Source organism: Coleofasciculus sp. FACHB-1120, from assembly GCF_014698845.1.
GTDB lineage: Bacteria > Cyanobacteriota > Cyanobacteriia > Cyanobacteriales > FACHB-T130 > FACHB-T130.
In genome coordinates this window covers 1-21,018 of record NZ_JACJTV010000018.1, presented here as the reverse complement: position 1 = coordinate 21,018, position 21,018 = coordinate 1, and the positions used below count along the sequence as shown (strand labels likewise).

The 21,018-nt window shown below is 46.1% G+C and carries 18 protein-coding genes and 1 pseudogene; 11 read left to right on the top strand and 8 right to left on the bottom strand.

Features of this window, described 5'->3' with window-relative positions:
* Window positions 1-13 precede the first annotated feature (13 nt).
* Both H6H02_RS16500 and der read right to left on the bottom strand, forming a co-directional pair.
* Entirely contained in the window at window positions 14-979 is a 966-nt protein-coding gene (locus H6H02_RS16500) for a CbiQ family ECF transporter T component (RefSeq protein WP_190819674.1), read from the bottom strand.
* Between the two features lie 71 nt (window positions 980-1,050).
* Window positions 1,051-2,415: a ribosome biogenesis GTPase Der gene (der, locus tag H6H02_RS16495; protein ID WP_190819672.1), complete on the bottom strand. Its 1,365-nt coding sequence runs from the start codon at window positions 2,413-2,415 to the stop codon at window positions 1,051-1,053.
* Between the two features lie 93 nt (window positions 2,416-2,508).
* On the opposite strand from der, the gene H6H02_RS16490 reads away from it, so the two are divergent.
* Both H6H02_RS16490 and H6H02_RS16485 read left to right on the top strand, forming a co-directional pair.
* Window positions 2,509-3,567: a WD40 repeat domain-containing protein gene (locus tag H6H02_RS16490; protein WP_190819670.1), complete on the top strand. Its 1,059-nt coding sequence runs from the start codon at window positions 2,509-2,511 to the stop codon at window positions 3,565-3,567.
* 212 nt (window positions 3,568-3,779) lie between these two features.
* On the top strand, window positions 3,780-4,487 hold the full coding sequence (locus tag H6H02_RS16485; RefSeq protein WP_190819668.1) for a TrkA family potassium uptake protein: 708 nt from the start codon (window positions 3,780-3,782) through the stop codon (window positions 4,485-4,487).
* Here H6H02_RS16485 and H6H02_RS16480 read toward each other — a convergent pair.
* Entirely contained in the window at window positions 4,453-6,042 is a 1,590-nt protein-coding gene (locus H6H02_RS16480; protein WP_347342624.1) for a Na+/H+ antiporter, read from the bottom strand. The genes H6H02_RS16485 and H6H02_RS16480 overlap by 35 nt on opposite strands.
* Window positions 6,043-6,317: 275 nt before the next feature.
* On the opposite strand from H6H02_RS16480, the gene H6H02_RS16475 reads away from it, so the two are divergent.
* From H6H02_RS16475 to H6H02_RS16460, 4 genes and pseudogenes are all read left to right on the top strand, one after another.
* Window positions 6,318-7,181, top strand: coding sequence for an NAD(P)-dependent oxidoreductase (locus H6H02_RS16475; RefSeq protein ID WP_190819663.1), 864 nt, complete (start codon window positions 6,318-6,320; stop codon window positions 7,179-7,181).
* A gap of 4 nt (window positions 7,182-7,185) precedes the next feature.
* Window positions 7,186-7,643: pseudogene (locus tag H6H02_RS16470) on the top strand (dynamin family protein); the annotation flags it as partial.
* 171 nt (window positions 7,644-7,814) lie between these two features.
* Window positions 7,815-8,393 carry a pentapeptide repeat-containing protein gene (locus H6H02_RS16465; protein WP_190819659.1) on the top strand — a complete coding sequence of 193 codons (579 nt, stop codon included), beginning with the start codon at window positions 7,815-7,817 and terminating at the stop codon, window positions 8,391-8,393.
* Window positions 8,394-8,725: 332 nt separating this feature from the next.
* Window positions 8,726-9,151: a KGK domain-containing protein gene (locus tag H6H02_RS16460; protein ID WP_190819657.1), complete on the top strand. Its 426-nt coding sequence runs from the start codon at window positions 8,726-8,728 to the stop codon at window positions 9,149-9,151.
* Between the two features lie 60 nt (window positions 9,152-9,211).
* Here the strand turns inward: H6H02_RS16460 and H6H02_RS16455 are convergent, their stop codons facing one another.
* Complete coding sequence (locus tag H6H02_RS16455; protein ID WP_190819655.1) at window positions 9,212-9,505, bottom strand: DUF4090 family protein; 294 nt, start codon at window positions 9,503-9,505, stop codon at window positions 9,212-9,214.
* Window positions 9,506-9,538: 33 nt separating this feature from the next.
* Here H6H02_RS16455 and H6H02_RS16450 point away from each other — a divergent pair, with 33 nt between their 5' ends.
* A complete protein-coding gene (locus H6H02_RS16450) occupies window positions 9,539-9,784 on the top strand; it encodes an HNH endonuclease (RefSeq protein WP_190428030.1) in 246 nt (81 codons plus the stop codon).
* A gap of 264 nt (window positions 9,785-10,048) precedes the next feature.
* Here H6H02_RS16450 and H6H02_RS16445 read toward each other — a convergent pair whose 3' ends face one another.
* From H6H02_RS16445 to H6H02_RS16435, 3 genes are all read right to left on the bottom strand, one after another.
* Entirely contained in the window at window positions 10,049-11,011 is a 963-nt protein-coding gene (locus H6H02_RS16445) for a DUF362 domain-containing protein (protein ID WP_190819652.1), read from the bottom strand.
* 121 nt (window positions 11,012-11,132) lie between these two features.
* Window positions 11,133-11,435, bottom strand: a complete 303-nt coding sequence (locus H6H02_RS16440) for a hypothetical protein (protein WP_190819650.1) — start codon at window positions 11,433-11,435, stop codon at window positions 11,133-11,135.
* Between the two features lie 66 nt (window positions 11,436-11,501).
* On the bottom strand, window positions 11,502-12,929 hold the full coding sequence (locus H6H02_RS16435; protein ID WP_190819648.1) for an aspartate ammonia-lyase: 1,428 nt from the start codon (window positions 12,927-12,929) through the stop codon (window positions 11,502-11,504).
* Between the two features lie 565 nt (window positions 12,930-13,494).
* Between H6H02_RS16435 and H6H02_RS16430 the strand changes: the two genes are divergently transcribed.
* From H6H02_RS16430 to H6H02_RS16415, 4 genes are all read left to right on the top strand, one after another.
* Complete coding sequence (locus H6H02_RS16430) at window positions 13,495-14,424, top strand: tetratricopeptide repeat protein (protein ID WP_199329277.1); 930 nt, start codon at window positions 13,495-13,497, stop codon at window positions 14,422-14,424.
* A 404-nt stretch (window positions 14,425-14,828) separates the two neighbouring features.
* Entirely contained in the window at window positions 14,829-15,209 is a 381-nt protein-coding gene (locus H6H02_RS16425; protein WP_199329267.1) for a DUF3368 domain-containing protein, read from the top strand.
* A complete protein-coding gene (locus H6H02_RS16420) occupies window positions 15,136-16,659 on the top strand; it encodes a carboxypeptidase M32 (protein ID WP_190819644.1) in 1,524 nt (507 codons plus the stop codon). The genes H6H02_RS16425 and H6H02_RS16420 overlap by 74 nt, the downstream gene beginning before the upstream one ends.
* A gap of 184 nt (window positions 16,660-16,843) precedes the next feature.
* The gene (locus H6H02_RS16415; protein WP_190819642.1) at window positions 16,844-19,264 is read left to right on the top strand and encodes a sucrose synthase; all 2,421 of its coding nucleotides are present in this window, start codon (window positions 16,844-16,846) and stop codon (window positions 19,262-19,264) included.
* A gap of 391 nt (window positions 19,265-19,655) precedes the next feature.
* On the opposite strand, the gene H6H02_RS16410 is transcribed toward H6H02_RS16415, so the two are convergent.
* Complete coding sequence (locus H6H02_RS16410; protein WP_190819810.1) at window positions 19,656-20,723, bottom strand: WD40 repeat domain-containing protein; 1,068 nt, start codon at window positions 20,721-20,723, stop codon at window positions 19,656-19,658.
* Between the last annotated feature and the right edge of the window lie 295 nt (window positions 20,724-21,018).

Below are 21,018 nucleotides of genomic sequence, written 5' to 3'. Positions count from 1 at the left end.
TAATTTTTAATTTTTAAGTCTCCCATCCCCAGATCAGCCGTGCCCCCCAAAGTACAACTAAACTCACTAGCCCCGCCCAGTCGCTCTTCTTGAGACGCAACTGGTGCCATTGAACGCGATGGCGATCGGGACTGGTAAAGCCGCGAACCTTCATAGCGCTCGCAATTTGCTCGGCTCTTAAAAGGAGATTTTCGAGCAACCGTTCGGCGACCATCAACCAAAGTTGCAGGCTTTTTCGGATGCCCAATTTTTTCCAGTTGATTGCCCGTGTCCGCACGGAACGAACTAAATTCTGCACTTCTTCTAAAACCAGAGGAATAAAGCGCAGCGATAAAGTTAAGGTTAGAGCAACTTCTGTCACGGGAAATTTGAATGCTCGCAGCGGTCGCATCAAACTCTCGATCCCCGCAGTAATTTCCTCTGGAGCTGTGGTCAGCAAAAACAGGTTGGTGCTGTAAATTAAGGTAAATAGTAAGGTACTGACGTTAATTGCAAGATCCAAGGACTTGCGAGTAATTTTGACTGGCCCTTGATTAAATAGGACGTAGCGGTATTTTGAAGGGTTTTCAGTCGGGACTGGTTTTGTCGCCTTTGGTTTTTGAGTTGAAGCGGATTCTTTAACAACTCCTGGTTTCGGAGTAGGGGGGGGTTGTTGAAAAGATATCTCATCGGCTGGGAGACGGGGCTGAGAGTCCGATCCAAGTCCATCGGGGGCAACCATGCTCAGGATGAAGACAAAAAAGCACAGCATTAACAGCCAACCCATTTGTTGCTTCCACACGCGCAATGGAATCGCCGCCGTCAAAGTAATAGCAACTAGCAGCACCGCCAGGGCGATGCGCCAGATGGGATTTGCCAGGACTGGAGCAATGAGAAAGCTCATCAACCAAGCTATTTTCACCCTGGGGTCGAGGTGATGCAGCCAAGTGATTGGTTGTTCAAGGTACAGCCCCAGCGGTAGCGATCGCAGTAAATCCATAGAAAATTAAAAATTAAACATTAAAAATTAAAAATGCAAAAATTTATTTTACATTTTTAATTTTTAATTGATTAAACGCGAGTGGCTCGGTTACTACGACTGCCCGCTTCCATCTCGCGGACTTTTTTCCCTCTCCAGAATAAGCGCACTGGAGTTCCAGTAAAACCCAACTGTTTTCGGAATTGACCTTCGATGTAGCGGCGATAGTTGTCATTGAATCGTTTGGGGTCGTTGACAAATAGCGCGATCGCTGGGGGTTGGCTGCTCACTTGGGTGCCGTAATAAATCTTGCCCTGACGCCCTTGGCGGGTCGTGGGCGGGGAAACCCAAGAAATTGCTTCTTGTAGCACTTCATTAATTACAGCAGTCGTGACGCGGCGTTTGTGTTGTTCGGCGGCTGTATTCACTAAATCCAGAATTTTTTCCACCCGCTGACCTGTTTGAGCGCTGACAAAAATCGTTTCTGCCCAATCGATAAAGTTCAACCGTCCTTTAAAGTTGCGTTCAAACTCATAGATGGTGTAGGAATCCTTCTCAACAGCATCCCACTTATTGATGACGATTACACAAGCGCGACCTTCTTCATCAATCCGCCCAGCCAGTTTTTGGTCTTGTTCGGTGATGCCATCGACTGCGTCGATGACTAATAAAACTACGTCGGCACGACGAATCGCTTTAAAGGCGCGATTAATTCCAAAAAATTCTGGGCCGTATTCAACGTTTTTCTTTTTGCGAATCCCAGCGGTATCAATCAATCGGTAAGTTTTGCCGTTGCGTTCTACAAGCATATCGATAGCATCGCGAGTCGTGCCAGAGATGGGGCTAACGATAGAACGGTTTTCGCCGACAAAGGCGTTCAACAAGCTGGATTTACCGACATTGGGGCGTCCCACAATGGCGACTTTAATTTCTTCAGTTTGGGGAATTTCTTCCGCTGGCACGATATAGGTAATCAGGGCATCGAGCAATTCGCCGGTGCCACTCCCATGAATGCCTGAGACGGGGAAGGGTTCGCCCAATCCCAGTTCCCAAAACTCAATTGCTTGGGTGAGACCTTGTTCGGAGGATTCGCATTTATTGACAGCTAGCAGGACGGGCACGGGTTGTTGACGCAACCAGTCGGCGATCGTTTCATCCGCTGCTGTTAACCCACTTTGACCATCGACGACAAAGATTGCTGCACTCGCTTCTGAGAGTGCCAACATTGCCTGTTCCCGAATCAGGGGTAAAAACTCGGTGTCATCATTAAACACCAAGCCGCCGGTATCGACGATGACAAACTCCCGGTCTTCCCAGAAGGCAGAACGATAGGTGCGATCGCGCGTGACTCCAGGTTCATCATGCACAATGGCGTCTTGTACACCTGCCAAGCGATTGACAAGAGTAGATTTGCCCACATTTGGGCGACCGATAATAGCGACAACAGGCAGGGACATAACCAGATATGCTCATCCGACTGGATGATGACAGCTCCAAATTTATATTGTATCCATCCTGGATAGACGTGATGTTTTCTGCGGTGACTATCTATGACACATCCATCAAAGTTCGGAAAATTTTTCGTGGTGATCGCTTTGGGTGCAGTGACGACTTTGACTGGATGCAGTTCGCTCGAATCTTCTGCCAACCCTGTAAAAGGGGAGGATTTAACTGAGGATTTAACCTTAGCATCTACATTAACTACAGCATCCCAGTCAGGCCAACCGCTCAACACGCTTACAGGGCATTCTAACTATGTGCAAGCGATCGCCATCAGTACCGATGGGCAGATTCTTGCCAGTGGCGGTGAAGATGGCACTATCAAGTTGTGGAATTTACCCAAAGGTATCCGCATCCGTACCTTAGAAGGACATATCAAACCCATTCATGCCGTTGCCATTAGTCGGGATAAAAAACTTGTCGCCAGTGGCAGTTATGACGGCACTATCAAGATATGGCAACTCAGTAACGGGGAACTCATCCACACCCTTAGCGGGGATTCCACCTCAGTTTTATCCATTGCCATCAGTCCCGATGGCAAAACTTTAGCCAGTGCTGGTTTAGACAAGACAATCAAGCTTTGGCAGCTTAGTAATGGGGAACTCACCCACACCCTGACAGGGAATTTAGATGCTGTGAATTGCGTTACCTTTAGCCCGGATGGACAAACCTTAGCGAGTGGTAGCGCCGATCGCTCCATCCAGCTATGGAATCCGCGTACGGGCATCCGCATCCGCACCCTAGAAGGGCATTCTGACTGGGTGAATTCCGTCGCCTTCAGTCCCGATGGAAAACTCCTCGCTAGTGGCAGTAATGACGGCACCATCAAGCTGTGGAATCATCGCAACGGGGAAGCGATCGCTACTTTGAAGGGAAATGCCACTTTAATTAATTCCGTTGCTTTCAGCCCCAAGGGACAGACAATCGCCAGCGGCAGTTTGGACAATACGATTCAGCTGTGGAATCCCCGCACTGGCGAACTCAAAAGCACCCTAGCCGGAGATGACAGCCAAGTAAATTCCTTCGCTTTCAATCCCGATGGACAAACTTTAGCCAGTGGCAGTCATGATGGCAGCATTAAGATTTGGCAGGTGCCTGCTCAAGAATGACAAGGAAAGTTTTTCAGATTAAAAATTTCAACTGGCTAACGTGCTTATTTTTGACACGGTTGCTCCGTTATCCTTTGCGGTTCTAATTCAAAGAAGCGATCGCCCTGAGTAACAATTTGGATAATTTATTGGATAATTTACGGCTCTCATCGCCAGCAACTACACTGTAGATTTTGAGGGTCAGACGTAAATACCTGCAACAGAGGTGAGTCATGTACGTATTGATTGGTGGAGCAGGACTGGTCGGGCTGAACTTAGCCCAACAATTAGTAGAATTGGGACACACGGTTGCCGTCATCGATACCAATCCCACCGCCTGCGGCTATGCTCGCGAACAAGTCGGAGCGATGGCTTTTGAAGGCAGTGCCGTCAGTACACAAGTGCTAATGGAAGCAGGAATTCGTAAGGCAGATGCGGTTGTTGCTGCCCTCCGCAATGATGCTTTAAATTTGGCAATGGTGACACTTGCCAAGCACTATGGCGTCTCCCATATCGTGACTCGGATGCGCCAAAGTGATTTTGCCGAACCTTATCGAATTGCTGGAGCGCATCATGTCATCAGTACGGTTGACTTAGCCGTGACCACAATGGTGAATGCTGTCGAATATCCCCAAGTAGAATCGATGATGCATTTTGAGCAGGGTCAGGTAGAAGTCTTCAAACTCAAAGTGCCACCGGAGTCTGACATTGCGGGGCATACCGTGTCCCAAGTCGCTCAGGATTCCCGGTTTCCCAGTGGTTCTTTAATTATTGGCTATCAATCCCATTCTCAAACTGATCTCGTCATTCCCAATGGAAAGACAGTGCTAGAGGCGGGAGCAACCGTGCTAGTCGTCACGAAATCGGAAAAGTTACATCAGGTGATTGATTTCCTAGGGTTGTGTTCTAGTCATCTTCCAAACTTAGAAGTTGCTCGTTAATGGTTTTGATGCGTTCTTGCACTACTTCTTCTGAGAGAATTCGCCTGCGGAGGGCGTCATTGAGTACCTGCTTTTCTGCCAATAGTAATTGCCGACGAATCGGGTCTAATTTTAGGCGATCGCTACTTTCATCAGCAGCATCTTCGGGACGCTGATTATATATCTCCCGCAAGGTTCTTTCAGAAGCTGCCACTCGCACCTGATAAGCGGCTCGCATCTCTTCGTAGATTGATTTGGGTAAAACTCCTGATTTCAGAAGACTCTCTAATTCATCCTGCGCTGCTTTGGCAGTCATTAATTGAGCTTGCAATTCTTCGATCTGCTGCCGTGATTTTGAATGCTGATCGAGTTTTAAACGTCTTACAAATCCAGGTAAACTTACTCCCTGTCCCACCAACGATAGCAGCACAATCCCTAAGACAATGACAACCAACTTATCTCGCCCTGGCAAATTAGCCGGTAAGCTTAACGCTAAGGCGGTTGAAAGCGAGCCTTTAATATTGCCCAGAAAGAGAACGTGCCGCCATTTCAAAGGAATGGGTTTATCAAAAAAACGCACCAAGTCCAAGAGTGGATAAACGGTGAGCGCCCTCCCGACTTGGTAGGCAATCAGTGCGAGAAGAACGGCTGGAAGCGTCTGCCAAAGGGTGATGAGATTAATCTCTAAGCCGATGAGTAAGAAAATAAAGGTATTGACACCAAACCCGGCAAATTCCCAGAAACTAAACAAGGTGACTTGAGTGGAAGCAGAGGTACTGCGAGAAACCCCCAGGTTGCCCACAATCAGTCCTGCCACCACGACGGCAACCACGCCGGATACGTGGAAAAATTCGCCTAATTGGAAAGCTCCCAGCGCGACGGCAACCGTGAGTAAAATCACGCTGAGAGGATCGTCTGCTTGGCTAAATAAACCAATACTGAGATAGCCCAAAGCTAAGCCAACTAAGATTCCGCCGACAATCACGAACAAAAATGCCTGTACGACATCGAGGGGCGTTAACGATCCGGTTGAATTTGCAGTCAAGATCAGGCTAAATAAAACCAGCGCCACATCATCGTTGACTAAGCTTTCACCTTCTACGAGGGTAATCAGTCGGTGGGGAACAGATACTTCCTTGAAAACCGCAATCACCAAGGCGGTATCCGTAATTGACAAAATGACCCCAACTAGCAAGGCAGGCACCCACTCTAACCCCAGTTCTAGTTTCAGCAAGACTGAGGTGATGGCAGCGCAGAGGGGAAAGCCCACGCCTGCTAGCAAGGCAATGGGTTTAAACGTGCTGCGTAGGCGACTGATATCGGTATTAATTGCCGATTCAAAGAGTAGAATCGGCAAAAAAAGATTAAAAATCAAGGAGGAATCGAGACGGATGCGACCTGGCAAAAGCTCAGTAATCGCTAATCCTGCCAACACTAGCCCTGTAATGTAGGGAATCCGAAATCGTCGAGATAGTAAGGCAACTCCCGTGGCAACCAACAACAAGACGATCAGAAAAATGACTAATTCAGCAACATTTCCCTGATTCTCGCTGCCTGTGACTGTCGGGACTGCCATGAGCGATCGCTCGCTTAGCCACTGCATAGCGCGTACTCACAAGTGATGAACGATACACTTAGGGTCAGGTTCTACAAAACTGCCCTTAGTATCTTAAGGGATGAGTTACGATACTTTTGTTTTGAGTTAGCAGCCGTCACTCTCAAAGGTGCAGCTTTGGCGGACTTTGGCTGCTGTTACAGCTTCAGGAGATTTTCGCCAGCGGCGGCAGGATTAGTTTACTTAGCCCCTAGCTGAAGTCTGCGGGCTTATCTGAGAGGTTTGGGGAATTTCTGATGAAAAAACTCTTAGTTACAGGTGCCAGCGGTTTTTTAGGATGGCATCTTTGCCAGTTAGCACAACAAGAATGGGACGTTTATGGAACTTATTTTTCTCATTCTCTAGCGATTCCTGGCGTAAATTTGCTGAAAGTTGACTTAAAAGATTTTCAGGAACTCAAGCATCTGTTCCAAGAAATTCAGCCAGATGGAGTGATTCATACCGCCGCGCGATCGCAACCTAATTTTTGCCAGAAATATCCTGATGAATCTTTCCCCATAAATGTTACTGCATCAGGTAATATTGCTGGGCTGTGTGCGGATGCTTCGATTCCTTGCGTTTTCACTTCAACTGATTTAGTTTTCGATGGTTTAAACCCTCCCTATCGGGAAACAGATCCCGTGTCTCCTGTCAATGTTTATGGAGAGCAAAAAGTGATGGCGGAGGAAGGGATGTTGGAGCGTTATCCTATGACCGCTGTTTGCCGAATGCCTTTAATGTTTGGGATGGCAACGCCTACGGCTACAAGTTTCATGCAGCCCTTTATCCAAATATTGAGAGAGGAAAAAGAGCTAAGTTTATTCATCGATGAATTCCGAACGCCAGTTAGCGGAACAACGGCAGCACGAGGACTTTTATTAGCATTAGAAAAAGTAAACGGACGCATCCATTTGGGCGGAAAAGAGCGGATATCGCGCTATGAGTTTGGACGATTATTAGTTGAAGTGCTGCAACTTCCCGGAGCTGGGCTTAAATCTTGCCGACAAGAAGATGTAAAAATGGCTGCGCCAAGACCAGCGGATGTGTCTTTAGATAGTTCAAAAGCTTTTGAATTAGGATATTCGCCTTTATCTATGCGAAAAGAATTAGCGGCATTGTAGGGTTACGTTCTCAATCTATCAATTCCGGCAAACGTTGTTGCGAACTTCCCAAAGCTACGATTGTAAAGTATGGTAGCAGCAGAACCTGCAATTCGTCAGTTGTTGAAGTTAGCTTTTGAGCCAAAAGTGAAGGCTGCAATTAGTATCGGTTTTCCGGTAACCGTTAATCAAATTTTTACGACTAATTTATTGACAATGGCAGCCCATAAAGCTGATGAAATGTTGCAGCATTACACTCAAGCTCGTGCTTATTTAGAGCAAACACTAGAACAAGAAGTTGAGGATAAAATTGCTAATAATCGTCGGCGAAAAAGTACAGTTGAGCAAAAAAATTCTGCTTATAACTCTGCGGTTAAAAGTATCAACAGTTGTTTGCAGGCAATAGGATTGTACGCTCGTCAACTGCCTGTCATTGCTGATTTTACACCTCTACGTGAGCCAGAAGAATTCGAGCTAGGTTAAAATGACCCTATCTGATACCTGTCAACCTAAATTGTTCCCAGCTTGAGCCTGGGAACAATTTAGGAGGTTCCAGCCTCCAGTCCAAGCTGAGCGAGAGGCTGGAGTTTTCCACACTGGAGCCTGAGAAAGAGATAACAGTAAAATTATGTACTACTAAGAAGAGAGAATGATATGGAAGCTGATGAAGTTAAAAAAAAGTACAATTCAGGACAAAGAGATTTTAGCTCCAAAGATTTAAGTGATGCAGACTTCAGTAAAATTGATTTAACTGAAATTAATTTTGCTAATTCTAACTTGGCTTCAGCTAATCTTAGTTGGGCAAATATGAACGGAGCTAATCTTAGTGAAGCAGATTTAAATTATGCGGATTTAAGTAAGGCAAAACTCAGCCATGCAAATTTAAAGGGTGCGAATTTAGGTGGTGCTAACTTGAGTGGAGCCGACTTATCTGGGGCTAATCTAAGCGAGGCACATCTAGATAATGCAAATTTGAGTAAAGCAATTCTCAACGGTGCAAATCTAACAAAAGCTGAGCTTAATGGAGCAGATATGAGTAAGGCTAATTTGAGCGGATCGGTTCTTAGCCAAGCAGATTTAAGTAATGCAAACCTAAGTAAAGCAAACCTAAGCAGTGCAGACCTTAATCGAGCAGATTTCAGTAGTGCGAACCTTAGTGGAGCAACCTTGATTGGTGCAATTTTAAGCGGTATAGACCTAGCTGGTGCAGACTTGGATGGAACGAAGTTTTAGAGTTATTATTACTAATTTGCCAACAGTTTGCAGGTGCTTCGGCAACTGCCTTCCCCCTATCCCTCTTCTGTCACTCTCCGGGAAGGCAATCTCCAGAAGCCTTATCAGTCAATCAATACAAGCTATCCTATTAGAAAAAGTTGGTAGCTGTATTTGTTGTTAGAAAAAACCTAGCGATCGCTTCGTATACAAAGGCTCTAGAGTTCAGAAATGGCAAATGTTTTCGGAGAGTGACAGAAGAGGGCTATCCTGTATTCAACTTGATCAAGGCAGGATAGGGGAAGGCAAACTGTAAAATTATTCATAATAACATTCCAAGGATAGAAAGTGACATGGAATATGACTCTTATCTGGAAAATTGCGACGACAATGATGTTATATCATTCGGGTCTGGACTTTACAAAATTGGTAAAGTAAAGCCTGGATTCGCATCGTCAATAGAAAAAGTAGCAGAGGCAATAATTGAATCGCTAGAAGCCTATGGAATAACAGATGCACATATGTATGAAGTTCCCAATAGAGGTGCCGCATATAAGGCTAATAGGAAGTGGTTTCAAGAAGGTAAAGATTGTGAAATTCTAAGAATTGGTGCGAAGGGCTGGCAAAAAGGAAAAATTAAGCTGAAACTCACTGTAGAGTTTATAGCTGATGAGCCAGAAATTTCAGAAGAACCAGCAAGTGATGAATCAGAAATACTCCAAACCGGGTCACCACTCGATGAGATCCGTAAGATAAGACACCAAGAAAATAAGCAATAAAATTTATAAAAAAATCCCCTAGAGTTTCATTAATCTAGGGGAAGTTTAAAATTACTAAGACTACTTTCCGCTATAGTAAAAAGCAATTTCTTTATCTTTCAGTGGTGCAAAGTCGGCATCAAGCAACATCTGGTTGAGTTCTTCTTGGGAAATATGCTTAGCGCCGATGCGAACAATTCTAGAACGCATAGTATTGGATACACCGCTGCGCTGCCGTCCAGCTTCCAGCCCCATTACTTTTGTGTATAATTCTAGTTTGGGTGTCGGAATTGGGGAACCGTCAAAATCAATTCCCTGCGCGATCGCTACATCAATCGCATCAGCGCCTGTAGTTGTTTGATTCTCTGAAGTCATTGCAGCGTGGGATCGTGTTTACAAGAGCATTTTATGACTAAAACGCCCAGAATTCGCATCCCGCCAGAAGTGAGGAAGTATGTATTCCAGCGCGATCGCTGTCAGTGCCAAAGTTGCGGCAAAACGGCACTAGAAGCAAACCTCACGATTGACCACATCATACCGCTCTCTCGTGGCGGTTCCAATGACATTAGCAACCTACAAACCCTCTGTCTCCCCTGTAACCAGCGCAAAACCAACCATTTAGATCCTCGGTTCCGGCGTTATTTCGATCTTTAATCTAGAAAACACATCAGACTCGTTTTTAAAAATATACCGTCCGCGCAGCGCTGCTAACACTCCATCATTTGGCAGACAGAAAAAAACCGCCTCTAGCATGAGTCAGGGCGGTCTTCCTAAGCAATCGGAGGGTAGATAATAGATTACGCTGATGATTTTGTATCCTACTGTAACAGAATTTACCGAATCTGCCTCAAAGTTGTTTATTTGATAGCTTTCCAAACCCAGTTTTGATAAAAACCAAGTTTTTTTATCGATAAACTCTTACCGTCCTGCGTAAGCATTCATCGGTTCCTTGATAAACCGGATATAAAGATGCCTAAACGTAGACTTAATCACGCGAGGCATTGCAAAGTCGATAGGCATCATGTTAGTAGGAAGTTGCCAATCCAGCACCTTTAGATCATCCGGATGCAGTTGGGGAAAGTCAATTTCCTCCACATTTGTGCATAGTCCTAACCTCATCGAAGCCGCCATAGTAGGGACGTTGAGAGGATCTACATTGAGAATTTCCACAATCGCCCGATCCAGGGCAAATACATCAGCCGATGCCGCTAAAATTCCTAGGAAGCGAGGTTCGCCACCGCTAGGGCCGTTCCCTTCATGCCCGATAATTGCATCTAAAATCGTTAGGGTAGGATTAATTGCCCTTGCAGTTTCTACTAACATTTCCCCAAATCGGGCACTATCTTTCCCCGCTTCCATGTGCCACCAGGCTTTCATTTTTCCCGGTACGCAACCGAATAAGTTTTTGACCCCCATTGTCATCGTTAGCTGACAGTGGGATTTCAGTTTAGGCAGGTTGATTACTACATCTGCATCCATTGCTTCTTTGCACAACAACAGATGGTTGAACCCTTCGCTAACGGTTTCGTAACGCTTCCCTGTAAATTCCACTAGCGGCAAATTGAGTTCTTCCATGAGGGGAAGATAACCATTTGCCTTTGCCACACCCATCGCGCTGCCAAACGCGGGACTGTCTCCCAGGAAAGGCTTTCCACCGGCTTCTTGTACCAGTTTGGCAACACAGTGAACCAGTTCGGGACGGGTGACGCATTCTTTACTCGGATGCCCACCAGTGAGTAAATTGGGCTTAAGGAGAACGCGATCGCCTGCTTTGACAAAAGCTTTGATTCCTCCCAACGGTTCCAGCAAACTTTCCACCGATTCTCGCAATAATTGCCGATTGTAGGAATTCGCACGAATTAAACTAACGGAAGGTTTCATATTCTATATTTGGGATTAAGGATTGAGTCAAGACAAGAATTTTGAATCAATTAAAGCGAGAATTGCCAGTCTCCAATTCTCTATGAAGACCTGGCAATTCCTAATCTAAAACCTCAAATTCTCAGCGATTGCTGCCACGAGTCAAGGCAGTTACCCGCTGGGCATTCGAGAAGACATCTTCTCCCTGGAGGTGGGGAATCGGGGGCTTTACCTCAACTTTGGCAATATTGGAGGTGTTAATAAAAACCGTTTCTTCAGGTAAGTGGAGAATCCACCAGGATTTATCTAAAAGCCGACGGATTTCTTGCCGAATTTCCTGCTTCGTTTCTAAGCCTTCCTCTACTGATTCATAGACGGTAAAAGATTCTGTGTGCCCATCAATATAGTGAAAAGTCAACTGGGTCAAACCATCATGACTATGCATTGAAAGAGACTCCTGGTTAGAAAGTTTTGAGTTTTGAGTTTTGGATAGATGCAAATTTTGGTGTATCTACAACTCCGGACGCTGCACCCCTGACATCGCACTCATTTCTTCCAAGTCTAAGACTTTGGCTAGTTCTTCGGAACTCATCAACCCTCGTTCTAGGACAATTTGCCGCAAGGATTTGCCAGTTTCGAGAGATTCTTTGGCAACAGCAGCCGCATTGAGATAGCCGATGTGGGGATTGAGGGCGGTGACGAGGGCGAGGCTTCCTTCTGCATAGGCAAGACAGCGATCGCGGTTGGCGGTAATTCCCTCCAAACAACGCTGCGTCAGTGCGCTTAAGGTATTGCCCAAAATTTCAATACTGTGAATCAAGTTATAGGCAATCAGCGGCATCATCACATTTAACTCTAGCTGTCCCGCTTGGGCGGCTAAAGCGATTGCCGAATCGTACCCCATTACCTGAAAACACACCATCGAAGTCATCTCTGCCATCACTGGGTTATATTTCCCTGGCATAATCGACGATCCAGGCTGTACTGGCGGTAGCTGAATTTCCTTTAAACCTGTTTTTGGCCCCGAATCCATCAGCCGTAAGTCATGGGATATCTTGACACAATCCTGCGCTAAGTTCCGCAGGCTACCGGAAACGCTGACAAAAGGTGCCATACTCTGCATTGCCGCCATCAGATGAGGGGCTGGGCGCAAGGGCTGATCGATTAATTCTGATAATAATTGGGCAACGCGATCGCAATATTGAGGATGAGTATTTAACCCAGTTCCCGCCGCACTTCCACCCAAGCCCAGCGCCATTAAATCTTCAGACGCCCTCTCGATGCGAATCATGTGTTCTGCGAGAATTTGCCCCCAAGCGCGGAAGTTTTCACCCAGCCGTACAGGTACGGCGTCTTGCAGATGGGTTCTTCCAGATTTGACGACATCCTGAAATTCCTCAGCCTTGTTATCCAAAGTAGCGATCGCATCGGATAAAGCTGGGTACAGCGTCCTCTCCAGCGCCACCAGCGCCCCAATCCGAATCGCCGTGGGAATTACATCGTTCGTCGATTGACCGTAATTAACATGATCGTTGGGACTGACGCGCTTGTAATTGCCTTTTTGATCGCCCAGCAGTTCCAGCGCCCGATTAGCCAACACTTCGTTGATATTCATGTGGTGCGAAGTCCCCGCACCCGCCTGGTAGACATCCACGACAAACTGATCGCGAAACTTCCCGGAAAGCACTTCATCCGTCGCCTGGACAATCACCTGACTGATTTCTTGGGGAATGCAGCCAAGTTCCCCATTTGCGATCGCTGCTGCTTTCTTAATCAGCACGCAAGCATCAATATAAGTGGGTAACGGCTTAATTCCGCTAATCGGGAAATTTTCAATCGCCCGTAGCGTCTGAATCCCGTAGTAAACGTTATCTAAGATTTGGCGATCGCCCATTGAATCGCGTTCGATGCGGTAGGTTCTACCTATCTGTTCAGTCATGTTAGTTGTCGATGGATTCTTTTAGATGAGATCATCCCATGTCTAGCTGGGGGATTCGATGAGTCAGGCTTCAGATTTGGCAGCATTCTTTTCTCAGAAGAATTACGTAATACCGGCGCAATCCTTCTGAGAAAAGATCCGCCTAAATACCATTTCACTTAAAGGTCGGCACAAATAAATTGTTGGAAGTGTCTACTGACAAGACTGGTGTCATCCAGAATCTGAAATCCCAAATCTAAAATGGGATAACCCCTGCCCAGGGTTCCTAATCCTGCCCTAAGAGAGAGGGAAGTGGAGTCAATTTTTTCTAGAAGAGGATATTTATTACCCCTCCCTTGGCACCAAGTGGCTTAGACAGAGGTTAAATAAGGATTACCGTACCAACTGCTCAAAGAAATTTTTTATTGCCTACAGCGGCTGAATGCCTTACACAGCAGTTATCTGGAATTTATTGTTCTTGCTGTGGATCTATTTTAGGAAGGGATTTACCGTCTTGATGTTGAGTTATGTTATTGTTTTGGGAATCTTAAATACAAGATACTCCTAAAGCCAGATGCAAAATTCTATGGGTCACACTATTACTCTCGAAGCAGAATTCTTTTTCCAGCAAGGACTACGCCAGCTTCAGTCGGCAAAATATGAAGCGGCGATCGCTTGTTTAGACAACGCCCTCAAGTGCGAACCCAATTACCCCGATGCCCTATCGCAGCGGGGTTTTGCCCTAGGAAATTTAGGTCGCCACGAAGAAGCGATCGCCAGTTTCGACAACGCCTTGTTAATTCAACCCGATGCTTCTTGGGTTTGGTTCAACCGGGGGATTGCGCTGGGGAAATTATGTCGCTACGAACAGGCGCTTAATAGCTTTGATCGCGCCATTGAATTTAACCCGGATGCTTCCGCTGCGTGGCACAACCGGGGCATTACCTTGATTGACTGGGGTTTATATGAAAAAGCGGTTGCCAGCTTTGACCGTACCCTGAAGCTGCGTCCAGACGCCTACTGGGCATGGTACAACCGAGGCAATGCTCTTGCCCAACTCAATCATTACGAACAGGCGATTCACAGCTATGACCGAGCGATTGAGTTTAAACCAGATTCCTGCAATGCTTGGTACAACCGGGGCATTACCCTAAATGACTGCGGTCTTTATGAGAAGGCAATTTCCAGTTTCCAGAGAAGTCTGGAAATTAATTCGGAATACCACAAAGCTTGGTTTAACCAGGCGATCGCGCTAGGGAAATTAGCTCGCTACGAAGAAGCGATCGCTGCTTGCGATAAGGCGTTAGAACTTCAGTCTGAATACCCCACCGCTTGGTATAACAAAGCTTGCTACTATGCTTTGCTGGGTAATGTCGAGCAGACAGTCCATAACTTGCAACAAGCGATTCGTCTGAGTCCGGAAAAATATCTGGAAATGGCGAAATACGACCCAGATTTTGACGCGGTTCGCGATCGGGATTTGTTTGAGGCGATGCTGGAAGCACCCAGGTTTTGATCCAGTTTTATTGCTCATTCCCTTTCAATGTAGGGTTGGAGACAGACCCCTCCACCCTACCTACATCTATTGGAGCGCGGTATTCTTTAGCGATCGCTACCAATTGCTTTTACTGTATAAGGTCTTGCCGCTATCTCCGACCATGTGAAGGACGTTAAGTATCCTATATCGTCTACTTTGGGTTTGATTACAGGTGCATTCTCCAACCGCCACAGCTTGTTTTCTAGGATTACCTGTTCGCCTCAGTAGTTAATTCACCATTTCCTCAAAGTCGTCCAAAGACACCCCACTATCTTCTTCTTGGCGCATCCTAGCGTCATAAATGTGCCAAGCGGACGACAGCAGCAGACATCTCTGCTTAGCTGAACACTACAGTTATCGTATTGCTCTAAGCTGTCATTCAATTGGCAACGAATGAAGGTATCCAAACCGTCTGCATCGACACAGTTGTTCGTAGGCGGATTTCTAGATTAAGCGGTCTTTCTCTAACAGATTCCATCGGCATTTTGCTGCGTGCCAAGCGGGAAGGGTATCTAGTTTCAATGCAGCAAGCGATTGAACGCATGAGAAATAGAAGTATCCGACTGAGGGAAACGGTCGTCACTTTTGCTCTTGAGCAAGCTGGGGAAAGTGACATATCGCGAACAGTGGTTAGACTGATATTTGCTCGTCCTGCGCCACACTATAGGAAACGAGTATCAACAGCGAATCATGCAGACTCTGGACAAGACTCACCCCAAACTTCAAGAACTCAAAACCCGCCTCACCGAAATCGACGACATTAATGCAGCGTCGTCCTTACTCTACTGGGATCAAGCAACCTATATGCCTCCTGGGGGTGCAGCGGCGAGAGGGCGGCAGATGGCAACTCTGCGGCAAATTGCTCATACTAAGTTTAGCGATCCAGCGATCGCGCAACTGTTGGAAGATTTGCGCCCCTATGAGGAAAGTTTGTCTTATGACTCTGATGAAGCCAGCCTCATTCGTGTCACCAGACGCAGCTACGACCGCGCGGTGCGGGTGCCAGCAGATTTTATGGCAAAAATGTCTCTCCACCGAACTCAGTCTTATGGTGCTTGGGCAAAAGCGCGTCCGGAAAATAACTTTGCCGCTGTGCAGCCTTATCTGGAAAAAACGCTGGATCTGTGCCGCGACTATGCCAGCTTTTTCTCTAGCTACGAGCATATTGCAGATCCGCTGATTGACGGTGCCGATTATGGGATGAAGGCTTCAACCGTGCGATCGCTCTTTGCGGAACTCCGTCAAGAACTGGTTCCAATTGTAAATGCGATCGCTTCCCAACCGATTGCCGATGATACTTGCTTACACCAAACCTTCCCAGAAGCCGAACAGCTAGCATTTAGCTTAAAGGTCATCGAACAGATTGGGTATGACTTTCAACGGGGACGGCAAGATAAAACACTGCACCCATTTATGACCAATTTCTCGATTGGGGATGTGCGAATTACTACCCGCGTCAGAGAGAACGATCTAAATGAGGCACTGTTTAGCACCATTCACGAGATGGGACACGCCTTGTATGAGCAAGGAATTAACCCAGAATATGAAGGGACGCCTTTAGCCAGTGGCACCTCATCGGGCGTGCATGAAAGCCAATCACGGCTGTGGGAAAATCAGGTGGGACGCAGCCGCAACTTCTGGAAATTCTGCTATCCGCAACTGCAAGCAGCTTTCCCAAATCAACTCAGTAATGTACCGCTGGAGACATTCTACCGAGGGATTAATAAAGTCGAGCGATCGCTCATCCGCACCGATGCCGACGAAGTCACCTACAACCTGCACGTCATGATTCGCTTTGACTTGGAATTGGCGCTACTCGAAGGCAAGCTGGCAGTGCGCGATCTCCCGGAAGCTTGGAACGAACGCTACAAATCAGACTTGGGTGTTGTCCCCTCTAGCGACAGTGTTGGGGTCATGCAGGATGTCCATTGGTACACTGGCAACATCGGCGGAATGTTTCAGGGATACACTCTTGGCAACATGATGAGCGCCCAGTTTTTTGAAGCTGCACTCAAAGCGAATCCCCAAATTCCTGCCGAAATAGAGCAAGGGAAGTTCAGCACTCTACATAATTGGCTGAGAGAGAATATTTACCAGCATGGACAGAAGTATACCGCCGCTGAAATTATCGAGCGTGTCACTGGCAATTGTTTGAGCATTAATCCCTTCATTCGTTATATTCAGCAAAAATACGGAGAAATTTACGCTTTGTGATACACAAGGGCGTCAAAAGAAGTTAGGCTAGGCATAACCTAGCCGATTCACTCTTAAGAAAGATGAATGGCGGATTAATTTTGCCTTGCAACTTACTCCTTCCACCTTCCGAAGGGCGTCACCAGTAAAAACATTTTGTAATTTAGTCTTTGTGAATGTAATTGAATTAATTTAGGGAGTTGTCATGTCCGATCTGATTCAGGCTGTTTTACAGAGTGATGAAAAAATCGATCTGCGCCAATTTGTTAGTGAGTTACGTCAACAAGATAAAGCATATTTACTGAGAAACGACATTCTCAACGCTTTTTCCGAATATTGTACGAATCACCAGAAGCCTGAACATTTTGATCAATCCTCCCATTTAGGAAAATTAATTTACTACACTCAAGAAATTATTCGAGAGGATGGAAACATCTGTTTGATCGTCCGCCCAACCATTGCTTCTCAAGAAATCTATCGGTTGACGGAAGATTTGCTTGTCGAACCAATGACGGTACAAGAACTGTTGGATGTACGCGATCGCCTGGTGAATCGCTTCCATCCCCAAGAAGGCGACATCTTAGAACTTGATTTTCAGCCGTTTTACGACTATACCCCGACCATTCGCGATCCTAAAAATATTGGGAAGGGGGTGCAATATCTCAACCGTTATTTATCGAGCAAACTCTTTCAAGACCCCGGACAATGGCTGGAGAGCTTGTTTCAATTTTTAAGCGTTCACTCCTACAACAATCTACAACTGCTGATCAACGGGCGAATTCAATCGCAGCAGGAACTTTCTAACCGGGTTAAGCAAGCTTTGACATTTTTAGGCAACCGTCCTTCAGAGCAAAGCTACGATGAATTTCGGTATGATTTGCAAGCAATGGGCTTTGAGCCTGGGTGGGGGAACACCGCCGGACGGGTGCGGGAAACCTTGGAAATTCTTGATGAACTCCTTGACTCCCCCGATCACCAGACTCTAGAAGCCTTTCTTTCCCGGATTCCAATGGTCTTCCGGATTGTCCTAGTCTCTCCCCACGGTTGGTTTGGGCAAGAAGGCGTTTTAGGACGTCCAGATACTGGTGGACAGGTCGTTTACGTCCTCGACCAAGCCAAGAGTCTCGAACAGCAAATGCAAGAAGACCTCTCGCTAGCTGGGTTGGATATCTTGGGTGTTGAGCCGAAGGTGATTATTCTTTCTCGCCTAATTCCTAATAGCGATGGCACTTTGTGTAACCAACGCTTAGAAAAAGTCCACGGTACAGAAAATGCCTGGATTTTGCGGGTGCCTTTGCGCGAGTTTAATCCCACTGTGACTCAAAACTGGATCTCGCGATTTGAGTTTTGGCCTTATCTAGAAAGTTATGCCTTGGATTCGGAAAAAGAACTACTGGCAGAATTTCAAGGGAAGCCCGACTTAATTGTCGGAAATTATTCTGACGGTAATTTGGTAGCATTTTTACTGGCACGTCGCTTGAAGGTGACTCAGTGCAACATTGCCCACGCTTTAGAAAAATCTAAATATCTTTTCAGTAACCTCTACTGGAACGACTTGGAAGACAAGTATCATTTCTCTCTGCAATTCACCGCTGATTTAATTGCAATGAATGCGGCGAATTTCATCATTAGCAGCACTTATCAAGAAATTGTCGGAACACCGGATAGTGTAGGACAGTATGAATCTTATAAGTGTTTCACAATGCCGGATTTGTACCATGTCGTGAGTGGAGTTGAGCTGTTTAGCCCCAAATTCAACGTGGTGCCGCCGGGAGTAAATGAGAAAGCTTATTTTCCCTATTCGCGTACCGAAGAGCGCACACCGAGCGATCGCGCCCGGATCGATGAGATGCTCTTTACCCTCGAAGATCCATCTCAGATATTTGGGAAATTGGACGACCCCAGCAAGCGTCCCCTCTTCTCAATGGCACGTCTTGACCGAATTAAAAACCTCACCGGCTTGGCTGAGTGTTTTGGTAAAAACGAAGCGTTACAAGAACATTGCAACTTAATTTTAGTTGCCGGGAAGTTGCGCGTTGAGGAATCAACCGATAACGAAGAAAAAGATGAAATTGTCAAGCTTTACCAAATCATTGAACAGTACAATCTACAAGGCAAAATTCGCTGGCTGGGTGTACGCCTTTCTAAAACTGATTCCGGTGAAATTTATCGTGTAATTGCCGATCGCCAAGGTGTCTTTGTTCAACCAGCGCTGTTTGAAGCTTTTGGTTTGACAATTTTGGAGGCGATGATTTCTGGTTTACCGACATTCGCGACTCAGTTTGGTGGTCCCTTAGAGATTATTCAGGATAAGTTTAATGGGTTCTATATTAACCCAACGAATCTTGAAGAGATGGCAGAAAAAATTCTGGAGTTTGTTTCTAAGTGCGACCAGAATCCTAACTACTGGTATGAAATTTCCACGCGAGCTATCGACCGAGTTTATAGTACCTATACGTGGAAGATTCACACAACCAAACTGCTATCTTTAGCTCGGATTTACGGTTTCTGGAATTATACCTCTAAGGAAAACCGCGAGGATTTACTGCGTTACATTGAGGCGTTGTTTTACTTAATTTACAAGCCAAGGGCGCAAAAACTGTTGGAACAGCAAATGCAAAGATAGGGAGTTTCTCTCCCCCATTTATTGGCTACCGTGTACACATATCTCGTACAGAATGCGAAACGCTGTCCGATCCCCCTTGCATCCCCACGAAGAGAGCGCCGCTACGCTAGTAAAAAGGGGGACTTTGATTGGATTTCCCCCCTTTTTAAGGGGGGTTGGGGGGATCAAAACATTGTGAAGAAACATTAGAAGACTTGTGTGTAGACGGTAGCCATTTATTGGGGGAGGAGGGATCTAACGTGATTTGCTTACATTTTGATCCCTCCGCCTCCCATGAATTGAGAAGAAAGAAGTAGCCATCTGGGAAGTTAGATTTTGCGGCCTCAAGAATAAATATCCTGAAGTCTAGAGGGATTCCAATCTTCATACTGGTAAAGGTGAAAAAATATAATTACTGGGGTTCCCAGAAGGTAATTGTTCCGTCAAAATTCCCACTAATAAGAGTCTGACCGTTTGGGGCGAAAGCGAGTGAGGAGACGACGTTAAAAGACCCGATAAGAGGATTGATTACATTGCCAGTTTGCAAATCAAATAAGTTTAGAGTGCCCTCTAATCCGCCTAATGCACTCGCCAGTACCCGACCATTCGGATGCAAAGCCACAGCATTCACAAAAACGGTGCCTGAATCTTTAATCGGTGTAGAGATGAGTTCGCCGGTTTGCAGATTCCAGATTTTGACGATTTGGTTATAACTTTCGCTGATGAGGGTTTTGTTATCCTGACCAAAAGCGATCGCTCTGACAGCCTCTCCATTATTGAGGGTGCGAATGGGTTTGCCTGTCCTAAGATCCCATATTTGGATGGTACTGTCTTCATTCCCACTGACGAGAGTTTTTCCATCCGGGCTGAAGGCGACCATTAAATTCGACTGAGGAGATCCCTGGAAGCTATAGATTGATTTACCCGTGCGTGCATTCCACACTTCAATCTCTGCGTTTCGCGCAGTCGGGTTCCAGCTACCAATTGCAAGGCGTTCTCCATCTGGGCTAAAGGCGAGAGATTTAACATATAAATCCCGCTTGATAGTCCGAATTACCTTGCCAGTTTTTAAATTCCATAGTTTTAGCGATCCATCATTGGTGGCGCTACTGCTGGCGAGGGTTTGTCCATTCGGGCTAATCGCCAGCCCCCAAATGGTGTCAGTATGCCCTGTTAGGGCGCGAATTAGCTGGCCCGTTTGCGGATTCCATACTTTGATTGTGCCATCATCGCTTCCACTCGCCATTACCTGTCCATTGCCAGCGATCGCGATCGCTCCTACGCTCCCTGAATGTGCCTCTACGCTGCGAATCGGTCGCACATTTTGCCAAGTGTTGGTGGGTGCTTGAGCAGTTAAGGTGGAGATTGGAGTGATAGGTGGCTGAGATACGGCTTGAGACCTCGGCATTGCAGAAATACCAATCGTTGCCACTATCGCCAGTGCCGTGAAAACCTTAGCGGAAATTTGCTTATTTTTCATTTTAAGTATACTGGCAAACAACAAATAACCCGAAAATGTGTTGTTCCACACTGAGACGGTGTTGATTTCATCTGTGTGCCCAGAATTACCAAATTTGTGTAATCCTACCCTTGTAAAATCCTTTGTAGTATGCAGTTACCAAGAAAGCGATCGCCTTGGCTTTTCCCTATCCGGGAAATTAGCTATAACCCATATTCCGCAGGTTTTGGCATGGAGTTATTGTATTTTTGATGCATGAGTGCATCTGAGATTAGAGTACAAGATATTGACCACAGTGGGATTGTGGCAGGGGTCA

Bases quoted from the DNA above. Each gene is read 5' to 3' on its own strand.
- H6H02_RS16490 (WP_190819670.1), top strand. From the start codon at position 2,509: ATGACACATCCATCAAAGTTCGGAAAATTTTTCGTGGTGATCGCTTTG.
- H6H02_RS16415 (WP_190819642.1), top strand. From the start codon at position 16,844: ATGTCCGATCTGATTCAGGCTGTTTTACAGAGTGATGAAAAAATCGAT.
- H6H02_RS16475 (WP_190819663.1), top strand. From the start codon at position 6,318: ATGAAAAAACTCTTAGTTACAGGTGCCAGCGGTTTTTTAGGATGGCAT.
- H6H02_RS16450 (WP_190428030.1), top strand. From the start codon at position 9,539: ATGACTAAAACGCCCAGAATTCGCATCCCGCCAGAAGTGAGGAAGTAT.
- H6H02_RS16460 (WP_190819657.1), top strand. From the start codon at position 8,726: ATGGAATATGACTCTTATCTGGAAAATTGCGACGACAATGATGTTATA.
- der (WP_190819672.1), bottom strand. From the start codon at position 2,415: ATGTCCCTGCCTGTTGTCGCTATTATCGGTCGCCCAAATGTGGGCAAA.
- H6H02_RS16435 (WP_190819648.1), bottom strand. From the start codon at position 12,929: ATGACTGAACAGATAGGTAGAACCTACCGCATCGAACGCGATTCAATG.
- H6H02_RS16410 (WP_190819810.1), bottom strand. From the start codon at position 20,723: ATGAAAAATAAGCAAATTTCCGCTAAGGTTTTCACGGCACTGGCGATA.
- H6H02_RS16420 (WP_190819644.1), top strand. From the start codon at position 15,136: ATGCAGACTCTGGACAAGACTCACCCCAAACTTCAAGAACTCAAAACC.
- H6H02_RS16485 (WP_190819668.1), top strand. From the start codon at position 3,780: ATGTACGTATTGATTGGTGGAGCAGGACTGGTCGGGCTGAACTTAGCC.
- H6H02_RS16500 (WP_190819674.1), bottom strand. From the start codon at position 979: ATGGATTTACTGCGATCGCTACCGCTGGGGCTGTACCTTGAACAACCA.
- H6H02_RS16445 (WP_190819652.1), bottom strand. From the start codon at position 11,011: ATGAAACCTTCCGTTAGTTTAATTCGTGCGAATTCCTACAATCGGCAA.
- H6H02_RS16465 (WP_190819659.1), top strand. From the start codon at position 7,815: ATGGAAGCTGATGAAGTTAAAAAAAAGTACAATTCAGGACAAAGAGAT.
- H6H02_RS16430 (WP_199329277.1), top strand. From the start codon at position 13,495: ATGGGTCACACTATTACTCTCGAAGCAGAATTCTTTTTCCAGCAAGGA.
- H6H02_RS16480 (WP_347342624.1), bottom strand. From the start codon at position 6,042: ATGGCAGTCCCGACAGTCACAGGCAGCGAGAATCAGGGAAATGTTGCT.
- H6H02_RS16455 (WP_190819655.1), bottom strand. From the start codon at position 9,505: ATGACTTCAGAGAATCAAACAACTACAGGCGCTGATGCGATTGATGTA.
- H6H02_RS16440 (WP_190819650.1), bottom strand. From the start codon at position 11,435: ATGCATAGTCATGATGGTTTGACCCAGTTGACTTTTCACTATATTGAT.